This is a genomic window from Mycobacterium sp. (genome assembly GCF_965230835.1).
Classification (GTDB): domain Bacteria; phylum Actinomycetota; class Actinomycetes; order Mycobacteriales; family Mycobacteriaceae; genus Mycobacterium.
The window spans coordinates 3592467-3606159 of the sequence record NZ_CBDDLW010000002.1 but is presented as its reverse complement, the minus strand read 5'-3'; the positions used below and the strand labels follow the sequence as shown (position 1 = coordinate 3606159).

The window sequence follows — 13693 nt, the reverse complement described above, 5'->3', positions numbered from 1 at the left end:
GCGGTTATTCGTTGTCCATTGACCCAGGTGTCGTCTTGGAGACCTGCACGAGGAATTCGTAGTTGTTCTTCGTCTTACGCAGCTGCGACATCAATAGGTCGATGGCCTGATGGGAATCCAGACCGGACAGCACCCGACGCAGCTTGTGCACGACAGCGAACTCGTCGGAAGAAAGCAACAACTCGTCTTTGCGGGTGCCAGAGGGGTTCACGTCGACAGCGGGGAATACGCGCCGCTCGGAGATCTTACGATCCAGCTTGAGCTCGGCATTGCCGGTCCCCTTGAACTCCTCAAAGATGACCGTGTCGCCAGTGGAACCCGTCTCGACCATGGCGGTCGCAATGATGGTCAACGACCCACCGCCTTCGATATTGCGGGCCGCGCCCAGGAAACGTTTGGGCGGATACAAGGCGGTGGAGTCAACACCACCAGACAGGATCCGACCCGATGCCGGCGACGCATTGTTGTAAGCGCGCCCAAGCCGGGTGATCGAGTCGAGCAAAACCACGACGTCCTTGCCTTGCTCAACGAGTCGCTTGGCACGCTCGATCGCAAGCTCCGCCACCGAGGTGTGATCCGATGGCGGCCGGTCAAACGTCGAGGCGATGACCTCGCCGTTGACCGAACGCTGCATGTCAGTGACCTCTTCAGGCCGCTCATCGACGAGCACGACCATGAGGTGGCATTCCGGATTGTTTTTCGTGATGGCATTGGCGATGTCTTGCAGGATTGTCGTCTTACCGGCCTTGGGCGGTGACACAATGAGCGCGCGCTGGCCCTTGCCGATCGGCATGATGAGGTCGATGACCCGCGTGGTGAGCCGTTCGGTAGTGGTTTCCAGACGAAGCCGCTGGTTCGGGTACAACGGCGTGAGCTTGCCGAATTCGGGCCGCTTCCTGGCCTCGTCCACCGAACCACCATTGATGGTGTCCAGTCGCACCAACGGGTTGAACTTCTGCCGCTGGTTGGGCTGCTCACCTTCTCTAGGCACTCGAACTGCGCCGGTCACCGCATCACCGCGGCGCAAACCGTTCTTGCGCACCATATTCATTGAGACATACACATCATGGGGACCGGCCAAATAACCGGACGTGCGCACGAACGCGTAGTTGTCGAGGACGTCCAGGATTCCGGCTACCGGCTGGACGACATCGTCCTCCCGCAGTTCAGCTTCAGCACCGTCTCCCCCGCGTTCACCACGACGCTTGCGATCGCGGAAGCGGCGTCCCCGCCGCCCCTGACGTCCGTCACCTTCGTCGTCGCCGCGGGATTGCTGGCCACCAGAACTTTGCTGGTCACCGGCTTGCTCGCCAGCAGCATCCGCCCGGCGCTCGTCCGTCTTGGTTTCCTGCTGGCCCTTTTGGCGGTTGTCTGCTTTGTCGTTGGCCCTCTCGTCGGGTTTATCCTCCGGTGAGGTTTCGCGATCCGACTGTTCGCTCGCACGCGACGATGATCCCGCGGCACGCGAGGCGGTACGTCGTTCTCGGCGCGGCGGCTCGCCTGACGAATCGTCACCAGATGTATTGGTCGGCTCACCCCCCGGGGCTGCCGGCGCTTCGGCTGGCTCTTGAGACAACTGGCGACTAGCTGGGGTGCCGTTGTCCGAACCCCGGCTTTCCTGAATCGCGGCGATCAGTTCGCTCTTCCGCATACCCGACGTCCCTTTAACGCCGGCTTGACTAGCGAGGGCACGCAGTTCGGGCAGCACCATGGTGGACAGTGAACTGGCCGGTGCAGGGGTTTCGACGCTCGGAGTTTCTATGGCCACGGGGTCCGACAGCTTGCTGCTCTCAGCGCTGTCGCCAGCCGTGATGAGGTCCGTATCAGTCACGGATTTCCTTTCTTCCCCACTGATCACGTCACGTGGGGGTTCGTCGCATTCAGCCAAATTGCCGAGTGCGCCCAATCATCGACTCTGCAACGGTGATCACCTGGATCGGCGACGGAAACGGCGAACCTCGTCCACGAGAAGAATTGGTAAGTGTTGTCCTAGCGGCAAGGCAGTATGAAAGATGCTGCAATTGCTGGACGGCTCCGAGGATAGCCCCCTTCTTTGTCGGAAGCAAGCAAACCCGCCCACGACGGTGTGGATCAACGTGCGACCGCAACTTCCGGGCTCCAGCGAACTCCCTCGCCCGCGGTCATCGGAGCCACAGAAAACCCGTTTGCGGCGCCGTACTGCACCGCTTCGGCAGGCAACTGCGGTTCCGTGGTCAGTGCGATCAGCGACGGGCCAGCTCCCGAAAAGGCCGCTGCAACATTGTGCCGCCGCAACAACTGAAGGTACTCGCCCGACGCCGGCATCGCATGACCGCGTTGCGGCTGGTGAAGTACGTCTTCGGTCGCCGACATCAGCAGATCCGGCCGGTCGGTCAGCGCTACTACCAGCAACGCGGCACGACTCACGTTGAAGCGTGCATCGTCGTGACTGACCTGGGCAGATAACAACGCTCGGGTCTCCGCGGTAGACGAGCACTCCTGGGGAATCGCAGAGAACAGGTGAATATCAGGATGGAGCCGCAGGCGCACAGCCGAGTATTTGGGGCTACCGCCGACACGGTCGGTCCACGAGACCACCGCACCACCCAACACGGCGGCCGCGGCGTTGTCGGGATGGCCCTCGAACTCCGCGGACAGCTGGATCAACTGCGCCTCATCCAATGGCTTCGAATTCGTTTGCGCAATAAGACCATTAATGGCCGCTAGGCCGCCTACCACGGCCGCAGCGGAAGAACCGAGACCACGCGAATGAGGGATCACGTTGCGGCAACGCACCACCAGACCGGCCGCGCTCAGTCCGGCGGCCTGCAGTCCGCGGCGAACGGCGCGAACGACCAGATGGTCGGGACCCAACGGAACCTGATCGGCGCTCTCGCCCTCTACTAAGACCACCAATCCGGAATCTGTTGTCTCGACATTTATCTCATCCAACAGACCCAGCGCCAGACCAACGCTGTCGAAGCCCGGGCCGAGATTAGCGCTGGACGCCGACACCACTGCGCTCGCTGCTAGCCGAGGAGGCAGCACCTGAGTCATCAATAAACTTTCACTAGGCCTGACTTGTGCGGACAGACACGCGGCAGCCCGCTGCGCCCGAATCCGGCGCGCTTGCGATCACCACTAGACCAGCCCCAATTTCTCAACCACGGCGACAGGGTCCACGGGCAGCGGGGACACGCTCGGCATGTCCTTCAGAGCCGTATCGGGATCCTTGAGCCCGTTGCCGGTCACCGTACACACTACAGTCGACCCGCGAACCACCCAGCCGTCGTCGATGGCTTTGAGCAGGCCCGCAATGCTGGCGGCGGACGCAGGTTCAACAAAGACCCCTTCGGCGCTGGCGACAAGGTGGTAAGCGGCCAGGATCTCCTCGTCGGTGACAGCCAAAAAGCGCCCTCTTGATTGCTGCTGCGCCTCTACAGCAGCTGTCCACGACGCCGGCGAACCGATGCGGATCGCAGTAGCGATGGTCTCTGGGTGGCTCACCGGTTCGCCGAACACCAGGGGCGCAGCACCGGATGCCTGCGCACCGAGCATGCGCGGCAGCTTGTTGATCACGCCCTCATGGTGGTACTCGGTGTACCCCTTCCAGTACGCAGTGATATTGCCGGCATTGCCCACTGGAAGCGCATGTACATCTGGCGCGGCACCGAGTACGTCGACAATTTCGAACGCCGCTGTCTTCTGACCCTCAATGCGAACCGGGTTGACCGAATTTACCAGCGAGATGGTCGGGAAATCAGCTGCCATCTTGCGGGCCAGTTCCAGGCAGTCGTCGAAGTTGCCATCAATCTGAATAATCTTCGCGCCGTGCATGACGGCCTGCGCCAGCTTGCCCATCGCAATCTTGCCCTGAGGGATCAACACCGCGCAGGTGATACCGGCACGGGCGGCATATGCCGCCGCCGACGCCGAGGTGTTTCCAGTCGACGCACACAAGACGGCCTGCTGCCCGCGGGCCAGGGCATCGGTGACCGCCATTGTCATGCCCCGGTCTTTGAAGGAGCCAGTGGGATTGAGACCTTCGACTTTGAGGTGAATCGTGCACCCGGTCCGCTTGGAGAGCCTGGGTGCCGCAATCAGTGGCGTGCCACCTTCAAGCAGCGTGACTGGTACCCAGTTCTCGCCCACCGGCAACCGGCTACGGTACGCCGCGATCACGCCCGGCCAGGGGTGGACGGCCTCCGTCCGCACGGCGCTCATGCGCCGGTTCCCTCCAATCGCAGGACACTAGCTACGCTCTGCACCACACCCAGATCTGACAGGGCATCAACAGTTTCAGAGAGCGCCGCGTCGGTAGCCAGATGGGTGACCACCACGATTCGTGCACCCACTCGCCGACCGTCCTCGTCCACCACACCTTCCTGACGCACCTCGGCAATGCTCACCTCACGCTTGGCGAACTCTGCTGCCACTGCCGACAACACGCCCGGCTTGTCCGCGACATTCATGCTGACGTAGTAGCGTGTGGAGATGAAACCCATTGGCGCCACAGGCAGTTGAGCGTACTTGGACTCACGCGGCCCGCGACTGCCCAGTACTCGGTTGCGCGCGGCCATCACCAGGTCGCCGGTCACCGCCGAAGCCGTCGGTGCGCCGCCAGCCCCCTGCCCGTAGAACATTAGCCGCCCCGCGGCTTCAGCCTCGACCACTACGGCGTTGAACGCGCCGTTCACCGAGGCAAGTGGATGCGTAAGCGGCACCAGCGCGGGGTAGACACGCGCGGAAACACGTTGCTGTTCTTCATCAGTCGTAATCCGCTCGCAAATGGACAGTAGTTTGATGGTGCAGCCCAGCGCCCGGGCAGAAATGAAGTCCGCCGGGGTGATATTGGTGATGCCTTCACGATGAACGTCCTCGGCAGTCACCCGGGTGTGAAACGCGATGGAGGCGAGAATGGCCGCTTTCGCCGCGGCGTCGTAACCTTCGACGTCCGCGGTTGGATCGGCCTCAGCGTAGCCAAGCGAACTCGCGTCGGCCAAAGCCCCGTCGTAGTCGGCTCCGGTGCTGTCCATTGCAGACAGAATGTAGTTGGTGGTGCCGTTCACGATTCCGGCAACGCGCAAGACGGTATCGCCAGCCAACGACTGGGTCAGCGGTCGGATCACTGGGATAGCGCCTGCGACAGCCGCCTCGAAGTAGAGATCGACGTTCGCGCTTTCAGCGGCTTGGGCTAATTCACCGGTGGACGTGGACAGCAGCGCTTTGTTCGCCGTGACAACTGACTTGCCGCGCTCCAGCGCAGCGAGGATAGCCTTGCGCGCCGGCTCAACCGGCCCCATCAACTCAACGACAATGTCGACGTCCTCGCGGGAGACAAGTTCTTCGATATCGTCTGTGAGTAGTTCGATCGGCACACCGCGGTCAGGGGCGACACGGCGCACTCCAATGCCGCGCAGCACCAACGGAGCGCCCACGCGAGCCGCGAGATCTTCGGCGCTGTTGTCGATGATGCGTACAACTTCACTGCCGACATTGCCCAACCCGAGCACTGCCACGCCAACCGGCGTTTCGTCATTGGCCACAGTTCACCTCACTTCCAAACTCAGCAGATCGTCTACGGTCTCCCGGCGCAGGAGCAGGCGCGCTTGACCGGCGCGAACCGCTGCCACGGCCGGCCGGCCGATCATGTTGTAACGACTCGACAGCGAATAGCAGTAGGCGCCCGTGGCAGCCACCGCGACCAGGTCGCCGGGCTGCATATCATCTGGAACCCAGGCGTCTCGCACCACAATGTCTCCGCTTTCGCAGTGTTTTCCGACAACACGGGCCAGCGTCGCCGGCGCGCCGGTGGTCCTGGATACCAGCCGGACGTCATATTGCGCGTCATAGAGCGCGGTGCGGATGTTGTCACTCATTCCACCGTCGACGCTGACGTACCGCCGGCGCGCCACAGCACTCACGTCGACGTCCTTGACGGTTCCCACCTCATAGAGTGTGACGGTTCCGGGGCCGGCAATGGCACGTCCAGGCTCAACCACCAACCTGGGGGCAGGCAGCCCAACCGCCGCGGACTCACTTCTTACGATGGCACCTAATTTGGCCGCCAGCTCTGCGATGGGTGGTGGGTCGTCGGCCGCCAGGTAGGAGATACCCAAACCACCGCCGAGGTCGACGGTGGATAGCTGCGCGGTCCGCTCGGCGCCGAACTCGCCGACAACCTCGCGCAGCAGGCCGATGACGCGGTGAGCGGCGACTTCAAAGCCGGCCACATCGAAGATCTGCGAACCGATGTGGCTGTGCAGGCCGACCAGTCGCAGGTGATCGGCAGCGAATACTCGGCGGATCGCCGTCAGCGCCGCGCCACCGGCCACCGACAAACCAAATTTCTGGTCTTCGTGCGCAGTGGATATGAACTCATGGGTATGCGCCTCGACACCGACGGTGAGGCGCACAAGGACATCCTGGATGATTCCGGCTTCGCCAGCGATGGCGTCGAGGCGCTGAATTTCGGCCAACGAGTCCAAGACGACATGCCCGACACCGGCTTTGACGGCGGCGGTGAGCTCAGAGAGCGATTTATTGTTGCCGTGCAGGGTAATTCGATTCGGCGGGAAGGCGGCGTAGAGAGCAACGGCCAGCTCGCCGCCGGTACATACATCCAGCGACAACCCTTCCTCGTCAATCCACCGCGCTATTTCGCTGCACAAGAACGCCTTGGCGGCGTAGTGCACATTGGCCCCGCCACCGAACGCCGTGGCGATCTCTCGACAGCGAGACCGAAAATCGTCCTCGTCGATCACGAACAGCGGAGTTCCGTACTTGTGTGCCAGGTCTGGAAGTGAAACTCCCGCCACCGATACCACACCCGCTTGGTCGCGCGTTGTATTGCGCGGCCACACATTTGACGCTAGGCCCAGCAGCTCCTCAGGGCACTGCGGCTGCGGCGGACTGGTCACGGATCGAGTCTCTTCGGCATGCCGGGCTCCGGCAGGATGGACGTTCACATTCGCTCCGGGGCGCTGACTCGCAGTATTGCCAGCCCGTTGGCAATGACCTGCCGGGTTGCCTGACACAAGGCCAGCCGCGCGGCATTCAGATCGGTGGGCTCCTCGTCGCCCTGCGGCAACACCCGGCACGCGTCGTAGAACCGATGGTAGTCGCCGGCGAGGTCTTCGAGGTAGCGGCACACTCGGTGCGGTTCCCGCAGCGAAGCCGCCGTTGTGAGCACGCGCGGGAACTCACCGATGGTGCGCAGCAGTGCGCCCTCCTTGTCGTGACTCAATAACTCAAGCTGCGCGGAGTCGGGGGCCAAGCCGAGTTCAACAGCGTTGCGAGCCAGCGCTGACAACCGGGCGTGCGCGTATTGCACATAGTAGACCGGGTTTTCATTCGACGCCGACGACCACAATGCGAGGTCGATATCGATCGCGGTATCCACAGACGACCGGATCAGACTGTAGCGCGCAGCATCGACGCCGATCGCCTCGACCAGGTCATCGAGCGTGAGCACGGTACCCGCGCGTTTACTCATCCGGACCGGCTGGCCATCTCGGACAAGGTTGACCATCTGTCCTGTGAGCACCTCGACGGTCGCAGGGTCGTCGCCGAACGCCGCCGCGGCAGCTTTGAGCCGGGCGATGTATCCGTGATGGTCCGCCCCGAGCATGTAGATACACAGGTCAAAGCCACGTTGACGTTTGTCGAGGAAGTAGGCGAGATCACCGGCAATATAGGCCGGCTTGCCGTCGCTTTTGACCACAACACGGTCTTTGTCGTCGCCGAAGCTGCTGCTACGCAGCCAGACTGCGCCATCCTTCTCATAGATGTTGCCGGTTTCGCGGAGCCGGGCGATAGCTTGATCGACACGGCCGCTCGTGTGCATCGAGTCTTCGTGGGTATAGACGTCGAAGTCGGTGCCGAACTGGTGTAGCGACTCCTTGATGTGGGAGAACATCAAGTCGACACCAATTTCGCGAAATGCCTCGTGCAGCTCCGCCTCGGGCAGGCTCAGCACGTCGGGGGCTTTTCGCAGCACATGCGCCGCGATGTCGGTGATGTAGCTACCCGCGTAGCCATCTTCCGGCGTCGGTTCGCCTCTAGCCGAGGCGATCAGCGAGTTGGCGAATCGGTCGATCTGGGCGCCATGGTCGTTGAAATAGTATTCGCGCACCACATCGGCGCCCTGCGTCGACAGCAGTCGACCCAGCGCGTCGCCCACGGCGGCCCATCGAGTACCACCGATGTGGATCGGCCCGGTCGGATTGGCTGAGACGAATTCCAGGTTGATGCTGCGCCCCGCCAAAGCGTCGCAGTGACCAAAGCGCGCTCCGGCATCGATAACGTCAACGACGATTTTGGCCTGCGCTGACGTCTCGAGGCGTATGTTGACAAAGCCCGGGCCGGCAACCTCGGCCGAAGCGACACCGGCGGTTTGCGCCAACGCTTCAGCGAGCCATCCAGCCAGCTCACGCTGGTTTACACCGACTTTCTTACCCACCTGCAGTGCCAGGTTGCTCGCATAGTCGCCATGCTCGGGATTGCGTGGCCGCTCCACAACGACGTTCTGCGGCAAGACCGAAGCGTCGAGGCCGCGCTCGGCCAGCACCGCAGCGGCGGTGGCTTTGAGCAGCTCAGCGAGTTCGGCGGGGGTCACGAGCGTCCATCCTATGGTCTAGCAGGCGCGCACCTCGAATCCATCGCGGTGGCCGGGCGGCGGCCGCCATGCGCTAATCTGTTCCTGCTTGTTCAAGCCCTATGGCGCAGCATGTTTGTCGGTGCGCCCCCGTAGCTCAGGGGATAGAGCGTCTGCCTCCGGAGCAGAAGGCCGCAGGTTCGAATCCTGCCGGGGGCACCCACCTTCATCAACACAAATAATCCGTGCCGCAGAGCGCATGCGACCCCCGCGCCAGTCCGCCTCTACCCCTCACGCGGACTACCTCACGCAAGACGGTCAACGGTTTTCCTGCGGCAGCACGGTCTTCGCGCGCCCGGGGTGTAACCGTCAATATCACAGACGCATCCGTGATTGTGGTTACCGGACTAGCTTTATTAGCCTTCAAGGTTTTGCGGAGGCGAGGCCAGCCGTGCCGATTCCGTTTAACGCTAGAACCCCGAAAACCCATTATGGGCAGTCGCCTTTGCGCCAGTAGTGGCGACTGTCTTCGCCGTTGATGTCACCGTGTTGAGTCTCACCGATACACAATATTCCCGCACCAGATTTACCGATCAATACTAACCGATTTGAGTTTGTCCATTGCGTTTGCAACACGATCCTGCAACCTGGCTCAGATCGGCCGCGGAACGCCGATTGGCCTGTTCCTAGCTCCAGCAGCACTGGTTGCGCTTGAATCCGCCTTTGTGATTGCGCACACAATAGGCCCGCGACGAGAGCTAAAGCTGGCTTCAGAAAAATGTGACAAAGAACACCAAAGATGGCCGAAGTGAGATCGCACCCAAAGTCGTTGGCCAGCTCCCTGATATACACACCCCGCCGAGCGGAACGCGCTAAGCGGTCAATATGTCAATGGGCTCAAAAATCAATTCCTAAGCGCTTTTGCCAATGTTAACTAGAGCCACTACTCATACAATGGCATCTACAACATGTGGTACTCCAATAAAAACCACCGCCACGGCGGCAAGGTCCAAGCGCTCACGGAGCTCAGTGGGTTTGCGGTATGCCCGCATACCCACCAGCGCCGTCACCGCTGCCGTGCCGATGGCATCAACTATGGAACGCAGTCGCTGATGAGCACGACGGAGGGCTCTGCATGACCTCACCGTCACCCACACCGGCCCAGCCCGGCCAGAACACGCCAGTCGACGACGAGCCGTTATCGATCTACGACACCGGCGATCCAGACGCCGTGGCCAGGTTTTTCGCCGATCAGCAACAACACCACCAGCTGCTCGCCGACAAAAACCCAGCTGTCATCGATGCTCACACCGCCGCAGCCCGCCAGGCACAAGACGCTCGTGAACAAGCTGAACAACACAACCGGCAAGCAAGGCATGCCCGGCATCAAGCCGAACAGCTCGAACCACACCGAAATCAAGCCAAGCAACTCAAGCAAGAAGCCGCTCTGAAACAGCAGGAGGCCGAACAAAATCAGCAGGTCGCCGACCAGCTTCGGCGGGAGGCCGAACCGCACCAACAGGAGGCCGTCGAACTAAGGCAACAAGCTGAACAGCGAGAGCGTGCGGGCGCACAAAAGATAGCCGAACACACCTCGAAGTTCGATGAGGGCGATCGGATTAGGCAGGCGAGCATACGACAAGGCCAGGAGGCCAGCGACAAGTTTCGCGAGGCCGCCCGGTTGAAGCAGACGGCAAAACAGCACCGACACCGGCCAGATCCGGTCCAATTGCAATCCCAAGAGCATCATCAGCGCGCCGAAGAACACCGCCAGCAGGCCAATTGGCACCATCGGCAAGCCGCACAGAAGAATTTTCGCAACGCTCAGTCAGACGCCCGCGATGCTCAACACCACGAAACACAGTGGCATGAACACTCTCTGCAGGCAGTCAAGCTTGACCAGGACTCCCAGCATTATGTCCAGGTTCTCCGCGATGAAGCCGATGCCGTCAAGCATGCGGCTCATACCCTCAAACATGAGGCCAGCGAGAAGCTTCGGGAGTTCAAAGCGACGATCGATGAGGCCAACGAGATGCGGCAGGAAGGCGAACAAAAGTATCGGGAGGCCGAGCAGCTGCGTTATAAGGCTCGGCAGAAGCAGCAGTTCGCCGACCAGCTGCGGCAGCAGGCAGAGCCGTACCAGCAGAAGGCCGAAAAGAAGCTCCGGGAGGCCGACCAGCTGCGGCAGCAGGCGCGCACATTGCCGCAATCGGCGGACAAACAGAAAGTCCAGCAGGCGCAACAGCTCCGTGAAGACGCCAAAGATGAAGTTTTCTACCGTGACATGTATCGCCGTGTTGAGCTAGAAGCCCTCAGGCAACAGACGTGGCTAGAAACGACTCATCCTGGTGTCGTCTCGGCTCCACCGCTCGCCCGAGCGTACCGAGAGCTGGTCAACAATTTCAGGGTTCCGCCACCACCGCCGATCGGCGGTGCCGACCCGCGTCTGCTGGTGTACGACTACGCCCAGATAGATGCCGGCGTTACCGCGTTGCAGCAGATCGCCGCAAAAGCCCGAACAAGCCTCGAAAAGGCGCTTACGGCCCGCCAGTCCCTACAAGCTAGCGCGTCTGGCCAAGCGGCGGAGGCTTCGCAAAACCGTCTGTTGGCCATCGAGCAAACCAACCGGCGCGTCCTGGCCGCCGTCGCTGGAGCACTACAGTCACTGCGGGAGGCCAACTACAATATGGCCATTACTGACTCGCGGTTCGCCGCTGGTTTCAACTAGCAAGCAGCCCCGACGTACCCCTGCATAGTCATCCCGCCGAGAAGGCCCAAATTGTTTTCGGCACAATAACATTCACCGACCCCGACGATAGCTCACTTCTCAACACGCCAGCCACGACGCCGGATATCAACGAAAGCAAACTCATGCTGTTTGCTTCGAACGTCGGCAAGAATCTTTTTTGAGAATTTTCGCGAAAAACACGTATCGAACGCGAAACATATACCGCCACGAATTGCGCGAAGGGACATGTTCGCAAAATTTTCGGACAGCGACCGCGGGATGACATTGGTTTTTTAGGACCTGAATCATCGTGCCGTGTTGCAGTCGAGGTACGGCAGCTCGGTGTTGGCTAGACCGAGAACGTCTATCGGGCGTGAGACCGCTCCGATCGTGTGGCAGCCATTGTTTTCGTGCTGATTCAGCCTCTGTTGGGAGACCTCTCTGGTCAGCCTGCGTGAACGAGCGGCCAGCGATTCCCCGGTTTGGCCGATTTGCCCCTCTTGGCAAGTGCGGGTGTAGTCGGGTGAGAGAGCCACATTCGTCACCAATCACACCAAACACCGACGACGATCCGGAGGTATGATAAGCGCCTCGCTGGGTCGACATCGACCGAACTTCCCGCGGGCAGGACCACCTCGAAGCAGGTTAGGTGTGAAACCTTCGCGCCAGTTCGCGATCGAGGCGCTGCATTTGCCCATCGGCTAGGTCGAGATAGTCCAGAGCGCGTCTGGCCGTGTCGATTGTACGGCGATGCATGTGGGCAAGCCGGTTTAATGCCTCTTGCGATGCCCCTACGGTCTGCCCGGCCGAGCCTTCCGCCAGTGAAGCTTGCGTTTGGCCGATGCGATCTAACGCAGATTGCGACCGTGACACAACCCGCCGCAAACGACCCACGCCATCGGCGATACCTCCATGGTCATACTCCACAATGTTGGTCGCGCCCGAGGACTCAGCCCCAGCCGGCTGCTGGCCAGATCGCGGGCGCGCAGCGCGTTGGTACTGATCGGCTATTATTCGGTCCTGCTGGGCACGCCCCCGCAACCCCAGGACCTGTCCATCAGCCCACCGCGCCTGGTCGCGCAACTCACCGACTCTTTGTCGGCTTTCGCGGGCCAGATCCTCATACATCTCAGCGGATTGCAGGTGCTGTCTTTCAGCAGCAAACGTTGTGTTCCGCGCCTGCTCCCGATACTGCTCGGGGAGGTGCTGCAACACCTCGTCGCGGATCTGCTGAGCTTCGCGGCGCTCATCTTCGGCTAGTTGTTGGTCCCCCTGAGCGAACTGCTCGCCGGCGATGGCTTGGTCGCGGGATGCCTGGGCAAACGTTTCATAGTCGTTTACTCGGGTGATTTGGTGGTCGGCATAGGCGCGAAGCGCCTGAGCCGACCGGTCGGCGTCATCATGCGGCAGCCGAACAACCGGGTTCTGTGGCCGCTCTTGGGTATCAACGGGATCAACGCGTCTGCTCCACGGCCAACGCCGGGTCCGCACCCGGTCGTCTAGTGCGTCGGGATCGCTGATTGGTTGCGGCTGATAGGTACGCTCAAAATCTTGCCACTCCCCCCATTCCGGGTGATCTCTGATTTGTGCGGCTTGGTCACGATGGTATTGGGCTTGCGCTTCCCACTGACGCTGCTGGTCTTGGTGCCATGCGGTCTGCTGCTGGTGGTACAGGTGTTCTTGCAGAGCCGGAGGGTTTGCGGCCATCCTTTCTTCTGGGGGGACATACAGCATCCGTTGCTGAGGTTGATTGCTTCGTCCGACATCAAATACGTCGTTGACGTGCGGGGGCATATCGAGGTCGGCAAGGTCCCGCTCGATCTGGGCCTTGTCTGCTGGATTGACCAGACGGTCGGTGGGGTCGAGGGCTTCGGCGGTGTCTGTGCCCGCGTGTTGATGCTGCCAGGCCATGGCTTCGTGGACACGCGCGTGGTTGTCGTAACGTTGGGCCTGCAGATCGTGGAATTCTGGGCCTAACCCCTGCGGTGGTAGCTCATAAGGCGGAGGCCCTGAGCCAGCGGGAGGCTGTGGGGGCGCTCCCCGCCAAGGCTGGCTGTCCCAAAAACCTAACGGTGGGTCACTATACGGTGGTGGCGGCTGATCAATTGGCTCAACACCGTCGACCTCAGGTTCGCCGCGCCGGTGATCGTGTGGTGCGGTCAACCCATCTCCTCACCGACGAGTAACCTCCGCGGGGCTTGCCCGGGCGATGTCACCCACCGCATCGTGTTGAGGCTCAATATCTTACTGGCCTACCAACCAGGTGTCGCGATTTGCTGCGTGCAGCTCGCCAATGCTGTTACCTGAGCCGAGATGACAGGCGACGGCGTCGGCATTTTCGGCTGGGGCGCGGTCGCCCTAGCACGCTTACTTGCCGCTAACGGCAACGC

The 13693-nt window shown here is 61.5% G+C and carries 9 protein-coding genes and 1 tRNA gene; 3 read left to right on the top strand and 7 right to left on the bottom strand.

Annotated elements, in window-relative coordinates:
- Positions 1 to 4 precede the first annotated feature (4 nt).
- From rho to argS, 6 genes are all read right to left on the bottom strand, one after another.
- Positions 5 to 1831 (bottom strand): transcription termination factor Rho, encoded by a 1827-nt coding sequence (gene rho / locus ACO07W_RS16965; protein ID WP_421844904.1) that lies wholly within the window; start codon positions 1829 to 1831, stop codon positions 5 to 7.
- Positions 1832 to 2091: 260 nt separating this feature from the next.
- Positions 2092 to 3039 (bottom strand): homoserine kinase, encoded by a 948-nt coding sequence (gene thrB / locus ACO07W_RS16960; RefSeq protein WP_421844903.1) that lies wholly within the window; start codon positions 3037 to 3039, stop codon positions 2092 to 2094.
- An 81-nt stretch (positions 3040 to 3120) separates the two neighbouring features.
- Positions 3121 to 4203 (bottom strand): threonine synthase, encoded by a 1083-nt coding sequence (gene thrC / locus ACO07W_RS16955; RefSeq protein ID WP_421844902.1) that lies wholly within the window; start codon positions 4201 to 4203, stop codon positions 3121 to 3123.
- Positions 4200 to 5525, bottom strand: coding sequence for a homoserine dehydrogenase (locus tag ACO07W_RS16950; protein ID WP_421844901.1), 1326 nt, complete (start codon positions 5523 to 5525; stop codon positions 4200 to 4202). Before ACO07W_RS16950 ends, thrC begins: the two co-directional genes overlap by 4 nt.
- A 3-nt stretch (positions 5526 to 5528) precedes the next feature.
- A complete protein-coding gene (gene lysA / locus ACO07W_RS16945) occupies positions 5529 to 6899 on the bottom strand; it encodes a diaminopimelate decarboxylase (protein WP_421846059.1) in 1371 nt (456 codons plus the stop codon).
- A 44-nt stretch (positions 6900 to 6943) separates the two neighbouring features.
- Positions 6944 to 8596, bottom strand: a complete 1653-nt coding sequence (gene argS / locus ACO07W_RS16940; RefSeq protein WP_421844900.1) for an arginine--tRNA ligase — start codon at positions 8594 to 8596, stop codon at positions 6944 to 6946.
- A gap of 125 nt (positions 8597 to 8721) precedes the next feature.
- On the opposite strand from argS, the gene ACO07W_RS16935 reads away from it, so the two are divergent.
- A tRNA-Arg gene (locus tag ACO07W_RS16935) sits at positions 8722 to 8794 on the top strand.
- Between the two features lie 916 nt (positions 8795 to 9710).
- On the top strand, positions 9711 to 11303 hold the full coding sequence (locus tag ACO07W_RS16930) for a hypothetical protein (RefSeq protein WP_421844899.1): 1593 nt from the start codon (positions 9711 to 9713) through the stop codon (positions 11301 to 11303).
- Positions 11304 to 11948: 645 nt separating this feature from the next.
- Here ACO07W_RS16930 and ACO07W_RS16925 read toward each other — a convergent pair.
- Positions 11949 to 13010: a hypothetical protein gene (locus ACO07W_RS16925; protein WP_421844898.1), complete on the bottom strand. Its 1062-nt coding sequence runs from the start codon at positions 13008 to 13010 to the stop codon at positions 11949 to 11951.
- A 30-nt stretch (positions 13011 to 13040) separates the two neighbouring features.
- Here ACO07W_RS16925 and ACO07W_RS16920 point away from each other — a divergent pair, with 30 nt between their 5' ends.
- A complete protein-coding gene (locus tag ACO07W_RS16920; protein WP_421844897.1) occupies positions 13041 to 13280 on the top strand; it encodes a hypothetical protein in 240 nt (79 codons plus the stop codon).
- Positions 13281 to 13693 lie beyond the last annotated feature (413 nt).